At 65.4% G+C, this 20,305-nt stretch carries 17 protein-coding genes and 3 rRNA genes; all 20 read left to right on the top strand.

The features are described from left to right. Positions 1-2 precede the first annotated feature (2 nt). Entirely contained in the window at positions 3-647 is a 645-nt protein-coding gene (locus BQ7106_RS11080) for an L-threonylcarbamoyladenylate synthase (RefSeq protein ID WP_072373475.1), read from the top strand. Between the two features lie 69 nt (positions 648-716). After that, a complete protein-coding gene (gene rpiB / locus BQ7106_RS06980) occupies positions 717-1,190 on the top strand; it encodes a ribose 5-phosphate isomerase B (RefSeq protein WP_072373472.1) in 474 nt (157 codons plus the stop codon). 52 nt (positions 1,191-1,242) lie between these two features. Beyond that, the gene (gene glyA, locus BQ7106_RS06975; RefSeq protein ID WP_072373469.1) at positions 1,243-2,496 is read left to right on the top strand and encodes a serine hydroxymethyltransferase; all 1,254 of its coding nucleotides are present in this window, start codon (positions 1,243-1,245) and stop codon (positions 2,494-2,496) included. A gap of 49 nt (positions 2,497-2,545) precedes the next feature. After that, on the top strand, positions 2,546-3,193 hold the full coding sequence (gene upp, locus BQ7106_RS06970; RefSeq protein WP_072373466.1) for a uracil phosphoribosyltransferase: 648 nt from the start codon (positions 2,546-2,548) through the stop codon (positions 3,191-3,193). Positions 3,194-3,316: 123 nt separating this feature from the next. Beyond that, the gene (locus BQ7106_RS11290; protein ID WP_072373463.1) at positions 3,317-3,607 is read left to right on the top strand and encodes a hypothetical protein; all 291 of its coding nucleotides are present in this window, start codon (positions 3,317-3,319) and stop codon (positions 3,605-3,607) included. Positions 3,608-3,630: 23 nt separating this feature from the next. Beyond that, entirely contained in the window at positions 3,631-4,440 is an 810-nt protein-coding gene (atpB, locus tag BQ7106_RS06960) for a F0F1 ATP synthase subunit A (protein ID WP_240307454.1), read from the top strand. A 105-nt stretch (positions 4,441-4,545) separates the two neighbouring features. After that, a complete protein-coding gene (atpE, locus tag BQ7106_RS06955) occupies positions 4,546-4,749 on the top strand; it encodes an ATP synthase F0 subunit C (RefSeq protein ID WP_072373460.1) in 204 nt (67 codons plus the stop codon). A 33-nt stretch (positions 4,750-4,782) separates the two neighbouring features. After that, positions 4,783-5,394 carry a F0F1 ATP synthase subunit B gene (gene atpF / locus BQ7106_RS06950; protein ID WP_072373457.1) on the top strand — a complete coding sequence of 204 codons (612 nt, stop codon included), beginning with the start codon at positions 4,783-4,785 and terminating at the stop codon, positions 5,392-5,394. After that, on the top strand, positions 5,384-5,857 hold the full coding sequence (locus BQ7106_RS06945) for a F0F1 ATP synthase subunit delta (RefSeq protein WP_072373454.1): 474 nt from the start codon (positions 5,384-5,386) through the stop codon (positions 5,855-5,857). Before atpF ends, BQ7106_RS06945 begins: the two co-directional genes overlap by 11 nt. Continuing rightward, a complete protein-coding gene (gene atpA, locus BQ7106_RS06940; RefSeq protein ID WP_072373450.1) occupies positions 5,854-7,494 on the top strand; it encodes a F0F1 ATP synthase subunit alpha in 1,641 nt (546 codons plus the stop codon). The genes BQ7106_RS06945 and atpA overlap by 4 nt, the downstream gene beginning before the upstream one ends. A gap of 13 nt (positions 7,495-7,507) precedes the next feature. Then, complete coding sequence (gene atpG, locus BQ7106_RS06935; protein ID WP_072373447.1) at positions 7,508-8,422, top strand: ATP synthase F1 subunit gamma; 915 nt, start codon at positions 7,508-7,510, stop codon at positions 8,420-8,422. Then, positions 8,422-9,891 (top strand): F0F1 ATP synthase subunit beta, encoded by a 1,470-nt coding sequence (atpD, locus tag BQ7106_RS06930; protein ID WP_072373443.1) that lies wholly within the window; start codon positions 8,422-8,424, stop codon positions 9,889-9,891. Before atpG ends, atpD begins: the two co-directional genes overlap by 1 nt. Before the next feature lie 8 nt (positions 9,892-9,899). Beyond that, complete coding sequence (gene atpC, locus BQ7106_RS06925; protein WP_072373439.1) at positions 9,900-10,334, top strand: ATP synthase F1 subunit epsilon; 435 nt, start codon at positions 9,900-9,902, stop codon at positions 10,332-10,334. Positions 10,335-10,346: 12 nt separating this feature from the next. Further along, complete coding sequence (murA, locus tag BQ7106_RS06920) at positions 10,347-11,633, top strand: UDP-N-acetylglucosamine 1-carboxyvinyltransferase (RefSeq protein WP_072373436.1); 1,287 nt, start codon at positions 10,347-10,349, stop codon at positions 11,631-11,633. A 34-nt stretch (positions 11,634-11,667) separates the two neighbouring features. Then, positions 11,668-12,093: a metal-dependent transcriptional regulator gene (locus BQ7106_RS06915; protein ID WP_072373432.1), complete on the top strand. Its 426-nt coding sequence runs from the start codon at positions 11,668-11,670 to the stop codon at positions 12,091-12,093. A gap of 172 nt (positions 12,094-12,265) precedes the next feature. Continuing rightward, positions 12,266-13,171, top strand: a complete 906-nt coding sequence (locus BQ7106_RS06910) for a UTP--glucose-1-phosphate uridylyltransferase (protein ID WP_072373429.1) — start codon at positions 12,266-12,268, stop codon at positions 13,169-13,171. Next, a complete protein-coding gene (locus tag BQ7106_RS06905; protein ID WP_240307453.1) occupies positions 13,164-14,570 on the top strand; it encodes a phosphohexomutase domain-containing protein in 1,407 nt (468 codons plus the stop codon). The genes BQ7106_RS06910 and BQ7106_RS06905 overlap by 8 nt, the downstream gene beginning before the upstream one ends. Before the next feature lie 314 nt (positions 14,571-14,884). Then, positions 14,885-16,396, top strand: a 16S ribosomal RNA gene (locus tag BQ7106_RS06900). Positions 16,397-16,631: 235 nt separating this feature from the next. Continuing rightward, positions 16,632-19,570 (top strand): 23S ribosomal RNA (locus BQ7106_RS06895). A gap of 98 nt (positions 19,571-19,668) precedes the next feature. Further along, positions 19,669-19,784: ribosomal RNA gene (gene rrf / locus BQ7106_RS06890) — 5S ribosomal RNA — on the top strand. The 16S, 23S and 5S rRNA genes sit together here, the layout of an rRNA operon. Positions 19,785-20,305 lie beyond the last annotated feature (521 nt).

The raw sequence follows: 20,305 nt of genomic DNA, 5'->3' as shown, positions 1-20,305 counted from the left end.
TCATGGGCGAGGTAGTCGCCGTCGATCAGGCAAGCCCCGCGCAGGGGGTCGTGGACCGCGTCGCGTCCGTGCTCGCGAGCGGGGGTGTCGTCGTGCTCCCCACGGACTCCGTCTACGGCATCGCCTGTGCCGCGCTCCCGGGCAACCCCGGGCATGCTCGCATCTTCGACGTGAAGCGTCGCGAGCGCTCGCAGACGCTCCCGTGGTTCGTCGCGGACGAGGGCGACCTCGACCGTTACGGGCGCGAGGTCCCCGCCTGGGCCCATCGTCTCGCCCGTCGCCTGTGGCCGGGCGCCCTGACCATCGTCGTGCGTGCCTCCGATGCCGTGCCCCCCGAGTACGCGCAGGACGGCGAGGGCGGGGCGACCATAGCCCTGCGCGTTCCCGACTCGGAGCTCTGCCGCCGCGTGGTGCGCTCGCTCGGTGTCCCGCTTGCCCAGACGAGCGCGAACACCCACGGCGCGCCCTCGGCGACGAGCGGGGCTGCCGTGGAGGAGGGCATCGTCGACGCCGTCGACCTTGTCCTCGACGCCGGTCCCGCGCCCGTCGGGGTGGCCTCGACCATCGTCGACGCGACCGGGCCCGCGCCCCGTGTCCTGCGCGAGGGGGCGGTCTCCGCCGCCGACGTCGCGCGCCTCGCCCGCTGAGCTCCCCCGCTCGTCGCGGGGCCGTGCTACCCTAGGAGGAGGCAGGACACCGCGAGGAGAGGGAGCACCATGCGCATCGCCATTGCATCAGATCACGCCGGCTTCGTCCAGAAGGACCCGCTCGCGGAGTATCTCCGCTCACAGGGGCACGAGGTCGTCGACATGGGCCCCGCGACCGACGAGCGCTGCGACTACCCCGACTTCGCGGACAAGGTCGCCCGCGCCGTCGCCCGCGGCGACGTCGAGCGCGGCGTGCTCATCTGCGGAACGGGCCTCGGCATCGCCATGGCGGCCGACAAGGTTCCCGGCGTTCGCGCCACCCCCATCCAGACTGTCGAGTTCGCGCAGCTCGCGCGCGAGCACAACGACGCCAACGTCATCGGCCTCTCCGGGCGCTTCGTCTCGCTCGAGGACAACGAGAAGATCCTCGACGCCTTCCTCACCACCGAGTTCGGCGGAGGGCGTCACACCGGTCGCGTCGAGAAGATCATGCGCGAGGATGACCCCGGCTTCGCCGGCGTGCCCGCGGACTTCGGAATCTAGCCTGCACCGAGCGCCCGCCTTGCGGGCGCTTCGCGAATGAAGGGGGTTTGGCATGACGTACGAGAACCTGAGGGCGTCCGATCCCGAGGTCTTCTCCGCCATGGGCGACGAGCTGCGCCGCCAGCGCTCCTCCGTCGAGCTCATCGCGTCGGAGAACTTCGTGTCGCTCGCCGTCATGGAGGCGGTGGGGTCCCCGCTCACCAACAAGTACGCCGAGGGGCTGCCGGGCAAGCGCTACTACGGCGGCTGCTGGGCGGTCGACGAGGTGGAGAACCTCGCCCGCGAGCGCGCCTGCCGTCTCTTCGGGGCGGGCTTCGCCAATGTCCAGCCGCACTCGGGCGCCCAGGCGAACTACGCCGCGCTCTCGGCGCTCGCCGAGCCGGGCGACACGGTCATGGGCATGGCGCTCGACAACGGTGGGCACCTCACGCACGGCTCGCCCGCCAACTTCTCGGGGCGCCTCTACCACATCGTGTCCTACGGGGTGGACGAGCGCACCGAGCGCATAGACTATGACGCCGTCGAGGCCCTCGCGCGCGAGTGCCGCCCCAAGGTCATCATCGCGGGCGCCTCGGCGTACCCCCGCACCATCGACTTCGAGCGCTTCGCCGAGATCGCCCGCGGCGTGGGCGCCCTTCTCATGGTCGACATGGCCCACATCGCGGGGCTCGTCGCCACGGGGCGCCATCCCTCTCCCGTGCCCTGCGCGGACGTCGTCACCACGACGACGCACAAGACGCTGCGCGGCCCTCGCGGCGGGATGATTCTCTCGAACGACCCGGAGCTCGCCAGGCGCCTCGACTCGGCGGTGTTCCCCGGCAGCCAGGGAGGTCCGCTCGAGCACGTGATCGCCGGCAAGGCGGTCGCGCTCGGGGAGGCGCTGAGGCCCGAGTTCGCCGCGTACGCCGACGCCGTCCTCGCCAACGCCCGGGCCCTCGGTCGAGGCATGGAGTCGCGCGGGCTCAGGCTGGTCTCCGGCGGCACGGACAACCACCTGCTCCTCGTCGACCTCACGCCGGTGGACGTGACGGGCCGTGACGCTGAGAGGGCGCTCGACGAGGTCGGCATCACCGTCAACAAGAACACCATCCCCGGGGAGCGTCGCTCTCCGTTCGTCACGAGCGGCATTCGCGTCGGCTCCGCGGCGGTGACCACGCGTGGGTTCTCCGAGGTCGAGTGCGAGCGCGTGGGAGAGCTCATCGGCGAGGTCGTGGCCCGCATCGCCGACCGGTCCGTCGCCGACCGAGCCCTCCTCGAGGTGCGCGAGCTGCTCGATTCCCACCCGCTCTACCCAGAGCTCGGCTGAGTCGGCCGCGGCGCAACGTCATACCAGAGGGAGAAAGGAAGACAGATCCATGGCAGAGGAGTTCGACCCCAGGCGGTTCTCCGTCATCGACCACCCGCTCGTCCAGCACAAGCTCTCTATTCTGAGGGACAAGGACACGGGCACCAAGCAGTTCCGCGAGCTCGTGACCGAGCTCGCCATCTTCGAGGGCTACGAGGCGATGCGTGACTTCCCGCTCGAGGACGTCGAGGTCGAGACCCCGCTCGAGACCACCACGTGCCGTCGCCTCTCGGGCAAGAAGGTCGCCATCATCCCGATCCTGCGCGCCGGGCTCGGCATGGTCGACGGCATCCTCCAGCTCGTTCCGTCTGCCCGCGTGGGGCACGTCGGCATGTATCGCGACCCCGAGACCCATGAGCCGCATCAGTACTACTGCAAGTTCCCCGAGGACATCGAGAGCCGCACCTGCCTGATCGTGGACCCGATGCTCGCCACGGGCGGCTCGCTCACCGCCGCGATTCACTTCCTGCGCGAGGCGGGGGTCCGTGACATCCGCGCCCTCACGCTCGTCTCCGCGCCCGAGGGCGTGCGCGCCGTGCTCGACTTCGACCCCGACGTGCGCCTCTACACGTGCGCGCTCGACCGCTGCCTCAACGACCACGCCTACATCCTTCCCGGCCTCGGCGACGCGGGCGACAGAATCTACGGCACCAAGTAACTCAGGCCCTCATTATTTTGAGTTTATGGCGAATGGGGGGCGCTTCGGCGCCCCCCTTGACCTTTTGCGCGATTGAACTAGACTCGTCGTGTTTTCGAAATCGCGCAGATGGGAGACGGGTACGTGGAGCCTCCAGTTGCCATCGTCTCCGGCGTGCTCTTCGGGCTCGTGGGGTGCGTGGCTCCCGCCGCGCTCTTCGAGCGGGCCCTGAGAGGTGGCGCCCAGGTCAGCCTTGGCGCCGCGATCGCCGCCGTGGGGGTGTCGTTTTTCACGCTCACGGTCGTCCTACTTGTGGTGTACACTGCCACGAACGCCGGATTCCTCGAGTTCGGTTGCGCGATGGTCGGCTCGTTCCTGCTCTTCTGGGCGGTCGAGGCGGTGAGGGGCTGGCGCTGCGCCACGGGCGGGCGCTGACCCGAGGGGGGAAAGGACATAGCGTGGGCAATCCTCTGGACAGCCTGGGCGAGGAGGTCAACGAGCTCGTCTCGAGCTTTACGTCGCAGCCGATCGTCGGCAACCTCGACACGCTCGGCTTCACGCAGTACTCGTTCTGGTTTGCGGTCGCGGTCATCCTGATGCTCGTCGTGCTCATCGTCTTCAAGAAGAAGCAGTCGCAGAGCCTCGTTCCTCAGGGCGTCTTCGTGAACGGCGTCGAGTACATCGTCGAGTTCGTGCGCGATGACATGTGCAAGGGCCTGCTCGGCGACTCCTGGAAGCGCCACTTCCCCTTCATCGCGACGATCTTCCTCGTGGTGCTCGCCAACAACATCGTGGGCATCATCCCCGGCTGCAAGCCCGGGACCGGCACCATCTCCACGACGGCGGCGCTCGCGCTGTGCTCGTTCGTCTACTTCATCATCTGCGGCATCAAGAAGCACGGCGCCTTCGGCTATGCCAAGAGCCTTGCTCCTGCGGGCGTGATGTTCCCGCTCAACGCGCTCGTGTGGCTCATCGAGGTCTTCTCGACCATCCTGAGGCTCGTCACCCTGGCCGTCCGACTCTTCTGCAACCTCTTCGCCGGTCACGTCGTCATGGGCACCTTCGCCATCCTGGCAGCACTCTTCTTCGAGCCCATGATCGAGGCCTTCTCTGCCATGACGGCCCTGCAGGCGGGAGCGTCGGTCCTGTGGGTCGGCATCCTGCTCGTCATCTATGCCGTCGAGATCATCGTCGCCTGTGTCCAGGCCTACGTCTTCGCGCTGCTCTCCGCGATCTACATCCAGATCGCCGAGGCGGACGAGCACTAGATCGGCAGCACGCGGACGCTTGTCCGCTGCGCATAGCACGTCAAGTCGTTTGGTTTGAAACTCGCCCCCGCACGGTCTGGAGGGGCGGATGTCAAAGGAGGAACAGTGGGAGCTCTCGGAGTAATCGGTTATGGCCTCGGCGTCATCGGTGCGGGCATCGGCATCGGTCTTGCCGCCAACGGCGTCGCGCAGGGCATGGCTCGTCAGCCCGAGGTTCAGGGCCGTCTCTTCACGGTCTTCATCTTGGGCTCGGCATTCGTCGAGGCACTCGCCCTCATCGGCTTCGTCGTCAGCCTCATCGTCAAGTAGGGCTGTCGCGCGAGCGAGTTGGAGGCAAGCAGCATGAAGAATTCTCCGAGTAGGCTCGGCGCCGGCATCGGCGCGTTCGCGACCGGGTTCGTCGCCCTCGCGGCGACGCCGGTCGTGGCGCTCGCCGAGGAGTCGGCGGTGGGCGCCGACATCCTGATTCCTAAGCCCGCCGAGTTCGTGCCCGCGCTCATCGCCTTTCTCATCATCCTGGCGGTCCTCTCGAAGCTGGTGTGGCCGCCCGTGCTCACGATGATGGAGAAGCGCCAGAGCAAGATCCAGTCTGACCTCGACGAGGCGGAGCGCTCCAAGGTCGAGGCGGCCAACCAGGCTCGCGAGTACGACGCCAAGATCGTCGAGGCGCACCGCGAGGCCGAGGCCATCGTCGCCAAGGCGAAGAAGGAGGCCGAGGAGGAGCGCGCGCGCATCCTCGCCAAGGCCCAGCACGAGGCCGCCGACGTCATCGCCAAGGCGCGCGGCGCCGTCGACTCCGAGCGCCACAAGGCCATGATCGAGCTCTCGGGCTCCGTCGTCGACCTCTCCGTCGAGATCGCGACCAAGATCATCGGCGAGAGCCTGAGCGAGGAGCAGCAGCGCCGCCTCGCCGAGAAGTACCTCGCGGAAGTGGGCAAGTCAGATGGCAACTAGGCACGTTGACGCCGAGAAGGTCGAGGCGTACACCAGGGCGCTCATCGAGGCCGCCCGCTCCGAGGGACGCGCCAACGCCGACCTCGTGCAGTGGCAGCATGCCGGGAAGTTCTCCCCCGAGGTCATCGAGACGCTCGCCGCCATGCAGCGTGAGGACGACCTTGACCTCATCGCCGAGGTCGCCAAGCACTACAAGGAGCTTCTCGACGCGCACGACAAGACCGTCTCGGTGACAGTGACGACCGCCGTCCCCATGGACGACGATCTGCGCGCCAAGGTGCGTACCAAGGCCGAGAGGGACCTTGGGTCGCCGGTGTACCTCGTCGAGCGGGTCGATCCCGGCATCATCGGCGGGATCATGCTCGAGGTGCGCGGGAAGCGCTACGACGCCTCCGTGCGCGCTCAGCTCGCAAACATCAGGAAGACGCTTTCCGCTTCGTTCATTGGAGGTGAGGAGAAGTGACGACGAGCATCAGCTCCGAGAAGATCATGGAGACCCTTCGCGAGAACCTCGCCGCGATCAGCGCGACGGTCGATCGCCAGGAGGCCTCCGTCGTGACCGAGGTTGGCGACGGCATCGCGCACGTCTCCGGCCTCAAGACCGCCATGGCCGGCGAGCTCCTCAAGTTCACGAGCTCCGCCACCGGCCGTGACGTCTACGGCCTTGCGCAGAACCTCGACTCCGACGAGGTCGGCGCCGTGCTCTTCGGTGACGTCGAGGACATCAAGGAGGGCGACGAGTGCCGGACGACCGGCCGCGTCATGGACATCCCCTGCGGGCACGCCATGCTCGGTCGCGTGGTCAACCCGCTCGGCCAGCCCATCGACGGCCTCGGGCCCATCAACACCACGCATCGCCGCCCGATTGAGTACAAGGCCCCGGGCATCATGGAGCGCCAGCCCGTGTGCGAGCCGGTGCAGACGGGACTCCTCGCCATCGACGCGATGGTCCCCATCGGCCGCGGCCAGCGCGAGCTCATCATCGGCGACCGCAAGACGGGCAAGACGGCGATTGCCATCGACGCCATCGTCAACCAGCGTGGCACCAACATGATCTGCATCTACGTGGCCATCGGCCAGAAGGCCTCCACGGTTGCGGGCATCCGCGAGTCCCTCTCGCAGCACGGCGTGCTCGACCGCACGGTCATCGTCGCGGCGACCGCCGCCGACTCTGCGCCCATGCAGTACATCGCCCCCATGGCGGGCGCCGCGATCGGCGAGTACTTCATGTACAACGACGAGCACGGCAACCCTGCCGACAAGGACCATCCCGGCGGCCACGTGCTCGTCGTCTACGACGACCTCTCCAAGCAGGCCGTCGCCTACCGCCAGATGTCCCTGACGCTTCACCGTCCGCCCGGACGCGAGGCGTACCCCGGCGACATCTTCTACCTGCACTCGCGCCTGCTCGAGCGCGCCTGCAAGCTCTCCGACGCCAACGGCGGCGGCTCGCTCACGGCGCTCCCGATCATCGAGACCCAGGAGGGCGACGTCTCGGCCTACATCCCGACCAACGTGATCTCCATCACCGACGGGCAGATCTACCTGCAGTCCAACCTCTTCTTCCAGGGCCAGCGCCCGGCAGTCGACGTGGGCATCTCGGTCTCGCGCGTGGGCGGCGACGCCCAGGTGAAGGCCATGAAGCAGGTGGTCGGCACGCTGCGCCTCGACCTGGCCGCCTATCGAGAGAAGCAGGCCTTCTCCCAGTTCGGCTCCGACCTCGACGCCACGACGCAGTACCAGCTCAACCATGGCGCCCACATGATGGAGATGCTCAAGCAGCAGCGCTACTCGGCGCTCGACGTGCGCGACCAGATCATCGTGATCTTTGCCGCCAAGGAGGACTTCCTCGACGATATCGACCTCGCGAACGTCAATCTCTTCCGTGACGGGCTCGCGCGCTACATGGCCGAGAAGCACCCTGCCCTGCGCAGCTCCCTGGTCGAGGGCAAGCTCAGCGAGGAGACGCAGGAGCGCCTCAAGGTCCACATTGCCCACTTCAAGGCGGCGTTCCTCAAGGAGCACCCCAACAAGAAGCGCGCCGACGTCGAGGCCAGCTCGGAGCCCACGACGCCCGCGCCCGCAGGACAGCTCCACTAGGGGATAGCAGACGATGGCTAACCTTCGCGAGATATCGAGGCGCAGGAGCTCGATCAAGAGCACCATGCAGATTACGCGCACGATGGAGATGATCTCCACGGCTCGCATCCGCCACGCCCTTGACCGGGCCGAGGCGGCCGAGCCCTACAAGGACGCGATCACGCGCATGCTCGCCAACGTCGCGGCCGCGGGCTTTGACTCCTCGCAGCCGCTCCTGGCCAAGCACGGCGAGGAGAAGCACGTCCTGTTCATCCTCATCGCGTCGGACAAGGGCCTCGCCGGCGGCTTCAACATCGTTCAGCAGCGCGCGGTCGAGCACGAGATGAGGCGCCTCGCCGAGCGCGGCGTCGAGTCGTCGGTCATCACCTGCGGACGCAAGCCCACCGAGTACTTTACGTACCGAAAGATCGTCCCGGTGATGTCCTTCATCGGCATCTCGTCGGAGCCCAACATGGATCAGGCGGACCGCATTGCCTCCTATGTCATGGAGGGCTACTCCACGGGGGCCATCGACCGCGTGGTGCTCTACTACTGGCACGCGCGCAACCGCGTCGAGCAGGACCAGGTCAGAGAGCAGCTTCTCCCCATCACCAAGGAGCAGCTCACGATGCCGAACAAGCCCCGCGAGCGCGAGGCCCTGGCGAGCGTCGCGACGCGCGAGCACACGGACTTCTCGTTTGACCCGTCTCCCGAGGAAGTGCTCGGCAAGCTCATGCCGGCGTACTTCCGGACGGTCATCTATCATGCGCTGCTCGACTCCGCCGCAGCGGAGCACGGCGCTCGTCGCCGGGCCATGCAGTCCGCGACCGACAACGCCAAGGAGGTGCTCGACGCGCTGGCGCGCACCTACAATCGCGAGCGTCAGGGCGCCATCACCACCGAGCTCAACGAGATCATCGGCGGCGCGTCCGCATTGGAGGACAACTAATGGCAGACAAGAACCAGGAGCCGCGCAGCGCCCTCGAGGAGGCTGCGTACCACAAGCTCAACAAGAGCGTTGGCGTGGGCCGGGTCGTCCGCATCGTCGGCCCCGTCGTCGACGTCAAGTTTGACGAGCAGGTCCCGAGCGTCTACACGGCCCTGATCGTCGAGGGGGACACGCCCGTCGGTCACGTGAGGACCGTCCTCGAGGTCGAGTCGCAGCTCCCCGGGGGCGTGGTCCGCACGGTCGCCATGTCGTCGACCGATGGCCTCACCCGAGGGCTCGCGGTCACCGACACCGGTCATCCCATGATGATGCCCGTCGGCCCCTCGACGCTGGGTCGAGTCTGGAACGTCATGGGCGAGCCTGTCGACGGCAAGCCTCGTCCCGACGACGTCCAGTTCTACCCGATTCACCACCCTGCTCCCGCCTTCGACGAGCTCACCACGCAGACCGAGATCTTCGAGACCGGCATCAAGGCCATTGACCTTCTCGAGCCGTACGTTCGCGGCGGTAAGACGGGTCTCTTCGGTGGCGCCGGCGTCGGCAAGACGGTCCTTATCCAGGAGCTCATCAATAACCTCGCGCAGCAGCACGGCGGCACCTCCGTCTTCACCGGCGTCGGCGAGCGGACGCGCGAGGGTACCGACCTCTACCTCGAGATGACCGAGTCCGGTGTCATCGACAAGACGTGCCTGGTCTACGGGCAGATGAACGAGCCGCCCGGAGCTCGTATGCGCGTCGCGCTCGCCGGCCTCACGACTGCCGAGTACTTCCGCGACCAGGGGCAGGACGTCCTTCTCTTCATTGACAACATCTTCCGCTTCTCGCAGGCGGGCTCCGAGGTCTCGGCGCTTCTCGGGCGCATGCCGTCCGCGGTCGGCTACCAGCCCACGCTGGCAACCGAGATGGGTGAGCTTCAGGAGCGCATCACCTCGACCAAGGAGGGCTCGATCACCTCGGTCCAGGCTGTCTACGTCCCTGCAGACGACCTTACGGACCCCGCCCCGGCGACGACGTTCACGCACCTCGACGCCACCACGGTCCTCTCGCGAGCCATCACCGACCTCGGCATCTATCCTGCCGTTGACCCGCTTGCGAGCTCGAGCTCCGCGCTCGACCCGTCGATCGTGGGCGAGGAGCACTACCGCGTTGCGATGGCGGTCCAGGAGACCCTCCAGGAGTACTCCGACCTTCAGGACATCATCGCCATCCTGGGCATGGACGAGCTCTCCGAGGAGCAGCAGCACATTGTTGCGCGTGCGCGCAAGATTCAGCAGTTCCTCTCGCAGTCGTTCCACGTTGCGGAGAAGTTCACCGGCAACCCGGGCGTGTACGTGAGCGTCGCCGACACGGTGCGCTCCTTCGCCGAGATCGTCGACGGGAAGTGCGACGACCTTCCCGAGCAGGCGTTCCGCTTTGCCGGAAGCATCGATGACGTCCGTCGCCGCGCCGCGGAGATGGCAAAGGGCTAGGGAGCGTCATGGCTGAGCTCATCTGTCAGTTCGTCAGGCCGGATCGCCAGATCTTTCGCGGCGCGGTCGCCAGCCTCGTGCTCGTCACCTATGCGGGCGAGCTCGGGGTGTGGCCCGGCCACGCCTCCGAGATCGTGGCCCTGGGCGACGGCGTGGTTCGCATCACCCGCCGCGCCCAGGAAGGCGGCGGCGAGTACGACGTCATCGTCTCCGGAGGCTATGCCGAAATCGACAACGACGAGGTCATTATCCTCGCCGATCATGCGCGCCGCGCCGATGACATCGACCCGGACACGGTTCGCGAGACGCGCGACGAGGCAATCGAGCACCTCGACCAGATTGACGAGGGCGACCACAGGCGCGCTTATTATGAAGGGAAGATAAGGTGGTGTAACCTTCTGCTCAAGCAGGTCACGGGGAGCGCCGCGCCGACTTCCCACTAGCACGGAGGTTGCATGGACGTCATACGGGTAGAGGGCGGTCACGACGTCACGGGCGAGGTGCGCGTGGAGGGGGCAAAGAACTCCGCGCTCAAGCTCATGGCAGCGACCATCATGGCCTCGGGTACCACCACGCTCACGAACGTTCCCAACATCGCGGACGTCCACGTGATGGGAAAGGTGCTCAAGAACATCGGCGCCAAGATCGAGGTCGTAAACGAGCACGAGCTCAAGATCGACACCTCTGGCGTTGACTCCTGGGAGACCCCCTATCATCTCGTGGCCCAGATGCGCGCCTCGACCGCAGTGCTTGGACCGCTGCTCTCGCGTTTCGGCAAGGCGGTCGTCGCGATGCCGGGGGGCTGCAACATCGGCGCCCGCAAGATCGACATGCACATCCTGGGACTCGAGGCCCTTGGGGTCGAGTTCAAGGTCGATCACGGCAACATCTATGCGAGCGCGCCGCACGGCCTTGTCGGCGACACCGTCACGCTCTCCTTTGCGAGCGTGGGGGCCACCGAGAACCTCATGATGGCCTCGGTCTTTGCCCGGGGCACCACCACAATCGACAATGCGGCGCGCGAGCCGGAGATCGTGGACCTCGCCAATATGCTCAACGAGATGGGCGCGAAGGTGTCGGGCGCCGGATCGCCGGTCATCGAGGTCGAGGGCGTGTCCGAGCTCCACCCGGTCACGCACGAGGTCGTCGGTGACCGCATCGAGGCGGGCACCTTCCTGGCCATCGGCGCTCTGACTGGCAGTCCAGTGACGGTGCGCGGTTTCAACCCCACGCATCTCGGCCTCGTTCTCAAGAAGTTTGAGCAGATGGGTGCCTCCGTAGAGCGTGAGGCACGCGCCTGCACCGTCTGGCGCGATCGGCCCCTGGCCCCCACGGACATTCAGACGCTGCCGTTCCCCGGCTTCCCCACGGACATGCAGGCCCAGACGATGTGCCTGCTCGCGCTCGCAAAGGGAAGCTGCGTCATCACCGAGAACGTCTTTGAGAACCGGTTCATGTTTGCCAGCGAGCTCTCGCGCATGGGTGCGGACATCGTCATCGAGGGCCATCACGCCATTGTTCACGGCGTCGAGGGGTTCTCGGGCGCGCAGGTTCGATCCCCGGACCTGCGCGGCGGCGCGGCGCTTGTCATGGCGGGCCTCGTCGCGGATGGTGTGACCACCGTCTCTGACATTCATCACATCGACAGGGGCTACGAGGGCTTCGTCGAGAAGCTTTCCTCGCTCGGCGCGCGCATCGAGCGCACGACCGTTGCCGACGAGGACGACGACATCACCATGTAGCGTCGTTCCCGACGACGCGACGAGAGGAGGCGACGTGCCCGGAGCAGAGAATCACGACGACCACGTCCTGACCAAGGCGAGCGAGGACTACCTCGAGGCAATCTACCGTCTTTCGCTCCACGATCAGGTGGCGGACGGGACGGTCCGCTCGGTCGATGTCGCGGAGCAGCTCGGCGTTTCGAAGGCGAGCGTCAACAAGGCTCTCTCCACGCTCAAGGAGACCGGCATGGTCGAGCAGAGCCGCTACGGCAGGGTGACGCTCACCTCGCGCGGCCGAGACTACGCTGCGCTGGTGTGGCGCGCGCACCGGGCGCTGCGACTCTTCCTCGAGACGGATCTCGGCGTGGACCCCGACGTTGCCGATCGCGAGGCGTGCCTCATGGAGCACGTCCTGTCCGAGGACACGATGGGACGGCTCATCGGCTACCTCGAGCGACAGGGTCTCAGGATTCCCGAGTAGCTTGACGGCCCATGTGAACGTACGGTGACGAGGCGCGCCCTTCGCAACGGAGGGCGCGCTTCTTCGTCCGCTGGCGGGTATAGGCGAATGACGGACGAGACGTTGGGGTATCTTTTGGGTGCCGCTGAGCATCGAGGGCGGCCTCTGGAAAACCGAAGCGAAGGAATCTCAGATGAAGGCAATCATTCCTGCCGCCGGACTCGGCACGCGCTTTCTCCCGGCAACCAAGTGCACCCCCAAGGAGCTGCTGCCGGTTCTTGACAAGCCCGTCATCCAGTATGTCGTTGAGGAGGCGCTCGAGCCCGAGGGGGTCGACGGCGTCGTCATCATCAACTCGCACGAGAAGCCGCAGATCGAGTCCTACTTCTCGGTCGACCACGTCTTCGAGTCGATGCTGCGCTCACGTGGCAAGGCCGAGGAGGCCGCCCGTGTGCACGCTGCGTCCACGCTTCCCGTTTCCTTCGTGTACCAGGACGAGGCCCGCGGGCTCGGGCACGCGGTGCTCCAGGCGGCGGGCGAGGTCGATGACGACCCGTTCTTCGTTCTTCTAGGCGATTACTTTGTGCCCGGACGCCAGATGTGCGTTCGCATGGCAGAGGTGTCCCGGGAGCACGGGGGCGCCTCGGTCATCGCCGTGGCGCCCGTTCCGGCGGACCAGGTGAGCCGGTACGGCATCATCGCGGGCACGTGCGTCGGGAGCTATCCCGGCACCGATGCCGTCGGTGAGCAGGAGGGCGCCGTCTGGAAGGTTACGGGCCTCGTCGAGAAGCCGGCCCCCGAGGACGCGCCCTCGCACCTCTTCATAGTGGGTCGCTACCTGCTCTCCCCGCGCATCATGGACCTGCTGGCAACTCAGGGGCCCGGCGCGGGCAACGAGATTCAGCTCACTGACGCGATGGAGCGCCTGCTTGCGGAGGAGGAGATGTACGCCCTCGTGGTTGACCCCTCCGAGGGCTGCGACACCGGTACGCCCGCCGCTTGGGCCGCAACGAACGCGCGCATGGCGCTCGACGACCCCGCGCAGGTCGAGGCCTTCCGCGAGGCCCTGGGCGAGAGGGGCGAGCGTCTCCTTGGATAGCAAGAGAGGAGACATGATTCGCTTCGGCTACGACGGCTGGCGCGCGCGTTTCGACGACGGCTTTGACTCCGAGAACCTGGCGCGCGTTGCCGACGCCCTTGGCGTCATGTGGGCCGACTCGGCGCCCGATTCGACGATCTACGTCGGGTACGACACGCGTCACGGGTCTGCCGATGGTGCGCGCCTCGTCGCCGGAATCCTCGCTGCATACGGGCTCGTCGTCAAGATGTCGGACGCCCCCTGCCCGACTCCCGCCGTGGCCTGGGCATGCGCCCAGGACGATGCTGCGTACGGCGCGGTCATCCTCACGGCGAGCGAGCGCTCCTGCGAGTACGGAGGAGTGCTGGTGCGCGGCTTCGACGGAGGCCCCGTCTCGCGGGACTTCCTGGACGAGGTCGAGCAGGCCATCTCGCTCAAGCCCTCGAGCGAGCGAGGCGCGTTCGAGGAGTGCGACCTCGTCGGGCCCTACCTCGAGCACCTTGCGAGTCTCGTCGACCGTGGGGTGATCGCGGCTCGTCGGCCCCGAATCGTCGTCGACGCCATGTACGGGTCGGGGACGGCATGCCTGGCCCGGCTGCTCGGGGAGCTCGGCTGCGAGGTCATCGAGATTCATGTCGAGAAGCGCGAGGACTTCGGCGGCATTCATCCCGACCCGCGCGACCCCTGGGCGGATGCGTGCGAGCAGGCAGTCGTCGCACACGAGGCTGATATGGGGCTGCTGCTCGACGGTGACGCCGACCGAGCTGCAGTAGTGGACGAGCTGGGCAACCTGCTCCCCGCTCGCGTACTGGTGCCCATGGTGCTCGGCAACCTCGTGATGGGTCACGGGGCCCACGGACGAGTGGTCACGACGCTTACGTGCTCGGCGTGCATCGAGCGCGAGGCGGAGCGGCTCGGATGCGAGACGACATCGGTGCCGGTCGGGTTCTCTCGGATTTATCGTGAGATGCTCGATACTGACGTGATCATGGGGGTGGAGGAGTACGGGGGCGTATGCGTCCCTTCCCATCTCAAGGAGCGCGACGGCCTGCTGGTATGCCTGCTCGCAGTCGAGATGCTCGCAAAGTCAGGAAAGTCGCTCTCAACCATGACGGGCGAGCTCGAGTCCGCAATCGGCTGCATGTCCTATGCGCGCAGGGACATTCGCCTCGACCCTGCGGCGAGTCAAGCGTTCCGAAACGTGCTCCCCGGCCTGAATCCCGCGAAACTCGCAGGCAAGGCTCCGATCGAGGTCTCGCACGCGGACGGCCTCAGGGTCCAGTTCGACGATGACTCCTGGGCGCTTGTAAGGCCTTCGAGGACGAGTGCCGTCGTGAGGGTCTACGCGGAGGCGGCGACGGCGCGTGACCGAGACGACTTGCTTAGTGCCGCGTGCGAACTCGTGCGCGAGGGCTTCTAGAACACATATATAAGAAGAGGCCGCCCCCCGCCCCCGAATTGTGCAGAAAACGTGGACGGCGACTTTCTCGCCCGCGCGGGCGCCCGGGGTGCGTATAGTTATTCCCCGCGCGACGGAGCGGCCACGGCCGCGGCCCGGCGCGGGGGGACCTTGAGAACCGGATACTGCGATCGAGAGATCGACGAAGACAGACCAGCGAAATTCGAATCTCTGACACACAGAGACGTCAATTTCAGCGAATCCGAGATCAGCGGGATCTTAGACGGGACGGACCGCCGAGCAGAGCATCGGCGCCGGCTTCGGCCGGCGCTCACTGAACGGAGAGTTCGATCCTGGCTCAGGATGAACGCTGGCGGCGCGCCTAACACATGCAAGTCGAACGGTTAAAGCACCTCCGGGTGTGCATAAAGTGGCGAACGGCTGAGTAACACGTGGGCAACCTGCCCCTCGCTCCGGGACAGCCTCGGGAAACCGTGGGTAATACCGGATACTCCGCGGCCCCCGCATGGGGGCGGCGGGAAAGCCCAGACGGCGAGGGATGGGCCCGCGGCCTGTTAGCTCGTTGGTGGGGTAACGGCCCACCAAGGCGATTATGGGTAGCTGGGTTGAGAGACCGACCAGCCAGATTGGGACTGAGACACGGCCCAGACTCCTACGGGAGGCAGCAGTGGGGAATCTTGCGCAATGGGCGAAAGCCTGACGCAGCGACGCCGCGTGCGGGATGAAGGCCTTCGGGTCGTAAACCGCTTTCAGCAGGGACGAGGGGGAGACCTGACGGTACCTGCAGAAGAAGCCCCGGCTAACTACGTGCCAGCAGCCGCGGTAATACGTAGGGGGCGAGCGTTATCCGGATTCATTGGGCGTAAAGCGCTCGTAGGCGGTCCGTTAGGTCGGGAGTCAAATCCGGGGGCTCAACCCCCGCCCGCTCCCGATACCGGCGGACTTGAGTTTGGTAGGGGAAGGCGGAATTCCAAGTGTAGCGGTGGAATGCGCAGATATTTGGAAGAACACCGGTGGCGAAGGCGGCCTTCTGGGCCACAACTGACGCTGAGGAGCGAAAGCTAGGGGAGCGAACAGGATTAGATACCCTGGTAGTCCTAGCCGTAAACGATGGACACTAGGTGTGGGGGGACCCTCCCTCCGTGCCGCAGCTAACGCATTAAGTGTCCCGCCTGGGGAGTACGGCCGCAAGGCTAAAACTCAAAGGAATTGACGGGGGCCCGCACAAGCAGCGGAGCATGTGGCTTAATTCGAAGCAACGCGAAGAACCTTACCAGGGCTTGACATCTAGGTGAAGCGGCGGAAACGCCGTGGCCGAGAGGAGCCTAGACAGGTGGTGCATGGCTGTCGTCAGCTCGTGTCGTGAGATGTTGGGTTAAGTCCCGCAACGAGCGCAACCCCCGTCGCATGTTGCCAGCGGTTCGGCCGGGCACCCATGCGAGACCGCCGGCGTCAAGCCGGAGGAAGGCGGGGATGACGTCAAGTCATCATGCCCCTTATGTCCTGGGCTGCACACGTGCTACAATGGCCGGCACAATGGGCTGCCAGGCGGCGACGCCGAGCGAATCCCCAAAGCCGGCCCCAGTTCGGATTGGAGGCTGCAACCCGCCTCCATGAAGTCGGAGTTGCTAGTAATCGCGGATCAGCACGCCGCGGTGAATGCGTTCCCGGGCCTTGTACACACCGCCCGTCACACCACCCGAGTCGATTGCACCCGAAGTCGTCGGCCCAACCTCGTGAGGGAGGCGCCGAAGGTGTGGTTGGTAAGGGGGGTGAAGTCGTAACAAGGTAGCCGTACCGGAAGGTGCGGCTGGATCACCTCCTTTCTAGGGAGAACACACTTCCAAGAAGGTAACGTCGAATGACGGACGCCCCGTCATCCCGCTGAAGTCTTCGCCGCGCCCCCAGGGGCGCGCAGTGTCCGGTCCCCGGGGCACCCCGGCCGTACCTTGAGAGCTGCATAGCGTGACGAAAGATTTTCCTCAAAGAAGATCGCATCTGACGTCGCCGGGGCGCGCGAGCGCGCCGGCGCGACAAGTGTATGTTCGAGCCATCGAACGAAGAGAAGATGGTAAGGGCAAACGGTGGATGCCTTGGCACAGGAAGCCGACGAAGGACGCGACAAGCTGCGATAAGCCGCGGTTAGGGGCACATGCCCGCTCGACCCGCGGATCTCCGAATGGGCGAACCCGGCGGGAGTCATTTCCCGTCGCCCCCAGCTGAACACATAGGCTGGGCGGAGGCAACCGGGGGAACTGAAACATCTAAGTACCCCGAGGAAGAGAAATCAAACGAGATTCCCCTAGTAGTGGCGAGCGAACGGGGACCTAGGACAAACCGGCGGCCGCGCAAGCGCCGCCGGGGTTGTAGGGCCACTCACTGCGCGGTTACAAAACCTCGCTGAAGCGGAACGGCATGGGAAGGCCGGCGGTACAGGGTTAGAGCCCCGTACGCGAATCCGCGAGGACCGCCGAGTGGTTCCTGAGTACCGCCGGACACGTGAAACCCGGTGGGAAGCTGGGGGGTCCACCCTCCAATCCTAAATACTCTCCTGTGACCGATAGTGGACCAGTACCGTGAGGGAAAGGTGAAAAGCACCCCGGGAGGGGAGTGAAATAGTACCTGAAACCGTTTGCCTACAAGCAGTCGGAGCGGGCCTCGTGCCCGTGACGGCGTGCCTTTTGTAGAATGAGCCAGCGAGTTACGGTGCGTGGCGAGGTTAAGCCACGAAGCGAGCCGCAGCGAAAGCGAGTCCCAACCGGGCGAGCAGTCGCGCGCCGTAGACGCGAAGCCGGGTGAGCTATCCATGGGCAGGCTGAAGCGGGGGTAAGACCCCGTGGAGGGCCGAACCCACCTAGGTTGAAAACTGGGGGGATGACCTGTGGATAGGAGTGAAAGGCCTATCAAACCCGGAGATATCTCGTTCTCCCCGAAATAGCTTTAGGGCTAGCCTCGGACGTTTACCTGCGGGGGTAGAGCACTGAATGGACGCGGGGGCCTCACCGCCTACCAACTCCAATCAAACTCCGAATACCGCCGGTCCAGAGTCCGGGAGTCAGAACATGTGGGCTAAGCTGTGTGTTCGAAAGGGAAACAGCCCAGACCGCCCGCTAAGGTCCCTAAGTCCGTGCTAAGTGGCAAAGGATGTGCGTCTGCCCAGACAACCAGGATGTTGGCTTAGAAGCAGCCACCCATTTAAAGAGTGCGTAATAGCTCACTGGTCGAGTGGACATGCGCCGACAATATACGGGGCTAAGCACGGCACCGAAGCGGCGGACCAGGCGCGAGCCTGGTGGTAGGGGAGCTTTCCGTCCGCGGCGAAGCCGTCGGGGCAACCGGCGGTGGAGCGGCCGGAAGTGAGAATGCTGGCATGAGTAACGAGAGGGGCGTGGAAAACGCCCCCGCCGTAAACCCAAGGTTTCCTGGGCGAGGCTAATCCTCCCAGGGTCAGTCGGGAGCTAAGGCGAGGCCGGAAGGCGTAGCCGATGCACAGCAGGTCGACATTCCTGCACCCCCGAACGGGCGCTATCACCGATGGGGCGACGGAGAAGGGTAGCTGGACGGGGTTCTGGACGTCCCCGCGATGGCACGTAGGCTGGGCGGTAGTGAAACGCGCCGCCCGCGACGGCTGAGGTGCCGGACGAAGCGACTGAGCGAAGCCAGTGAGCCCATGCTTCCAAGAAAACCCCCTAGGGAGCCCGCAGGGGCCCGTACCGCAAACCGACACAGGTGGGTGGGTAGAGCATACCAAGGCGATCGGGAGAACCATGGTTAAGGAACTCGGCAAAATTGCCCCGTAACTTCGGGAGAAGGGGTGCCGCCTCGGGTGGAGGGACTTGCTCCCCGAGCCCAGGGCGGCCACAGTAAATAGGCCCAAGCGACTGTTTATCAAAAACACAGGACTCTGCTGAAGTCGTAAGACGACGTATAGGGTCTGACGCCTGCCCGGTGCCGGAAGGTCACGAGGAGCCGTCAGCGCGAGCGAAGCGGCGAATCCAAGCCCCGGTAAACGGCGGCCGTAACTATAACGGTCCTAAGGTAGCGAAATTCCTTGTCGGGTAAGTTCCGACCTGCACGAAAGGCGTAACGATTTGGGCGCTGTCTCAACCATGGACCCGGTGAAATTGCACTAGTCGTGAAGATGCGACTTACCCGCGGAAGGACGGAAAGACCCCGTGAACCTTTACTGCAGCTTGACATTGGCTGCCGGTTCGTCGTGTAGAGGATAGGTGGGAGACGCTGAACCAGGGACGCCAGTCTCTGGGGAGTCGCCCTTGGAATACCACCCTCGACGTTCTGGCATCCTAACCCGCGACCGTCACCCGGCGTGGGGACCGTGTCAGGTGGGTAGTTTGACTGGGGCGGTCGCCTCCTAAAACGTAACGGAGGCGCACGTAAGGTCTGCTCAGGACGGTCGGCAACCGTCCCTTTGAGTGCAAGAGCATAAGCAGGCTTGACTGCGAGACGGACAGGTCGAGCAGATGGGAAACCAGGTTCTAGTGATCCGGCGGCTCAGCGTGGTATGGCCGTCGCTCAACGGATAAAAGGTACTCCGGGGATAACAGGCTGATCTTCCCCAAGAGTCCACATCGACGGGAAGGTTTGGCACCTCGATGTCGGCTCATCGCATCCTGGGGCTGGAGCAGGTCCCAAGGGTATGGCTGTTCGCCATTTAAAGCGGTACGCGAGCTGGGTTCAGAACGTCGTGAGACAGTTCGGTCCCTATCCTCCGTGGGCGTAGGAGAACTGAGGGAGGCTGCCCCTAGTACGAGAGGACCGGGGTGGACGGACCTCCGGTGTACGGGTTGTCGACCAACGGCATCGCCCGGTAGCTGAGTCCGGTTCGGATAACCGCTGAAAGCATCTAAGCGGGAAGCCAGTCCCGAGATGAGTTCTCCCTTCGGTAAGGCCACTCGTAGACCACGAGTTCGATAGGCCGCAGATGTAAGCGCTGCGAGGCGTTGAGTCGAGCGGTACTAATCGGCCGAGCTCTTCTCTTCATACATGCGATCCCGAGGGGGCCGCGAGGCCCGTCGGACGTCACGCTGTGCGGCCCTGAGGGCACGGCTCGGCCGTACCCCTGGAATGCCCCTTGTTGGTCAGCGACCATGGCAGGGGAGGCACACCCGGTCCCATTCCGAACCCGGAAGTTAAGCCCCCGAGCGCCGATGGTACTGCGGAGCGAGTCCGTGGGAGAGCAGGACGTCGCTGACCAACAAGGGGCATTTCTGCGTCGCGGGGGCACACTTGCGCCGTCGCCGAGGATTGGGTGGAGATTTGCGTTGCGGCGGCTCGGCTCTCGCCGGGCCCCGATCGCCTACTGAGCACAAAGCTTCTGAGCAAGTGCTTCCCCAGATCTCGGATCCTCTGTGAGAGTATGTTGTCGGCGTGTGCCGGCCCAAACCTCCAAGCTTTCTCTGGTGCATTTCCTGACCTATGAAGGCGAAAGGGCTTGGGACTCGCTTGGCGGTCCAGGATGTACGCGAGTGTGGTGGATCGCCGTGCTCTGACGCTGTGCGCTGGCGTTTGAGATGCCGGTGTGGGCACGGTGAGGGCGGGCTTCTTGTGGCGAGTTCACTGCCGAAGACGCGCGGGGGTAGTGCGCTCTCTGCGGTTCGCCAGTATTTCGATTGTTCTGGCGCATGCTTCGTATGCTGCTTCATGGAGTGTTTGGCTAGTTCCACGATGCTTTTGCGTCCGTAATCGTTACGCACCATATTTGTCGGCCGTCGACT

The organism is Thermophilibacter mediterraneus (genome assembly GCF_900119385.1).
Taxonomy (GTDB): domain Bacteria; phylum Actinomycetota; class Coriobacteriia; order Coriobacteriales; family Atopobiaceae; genus Thermophilibacter; species Thermophilibacter mediterraneus.
This window is presented reverse-complemented; position numbering and strand designations above follow the sequence as displayed.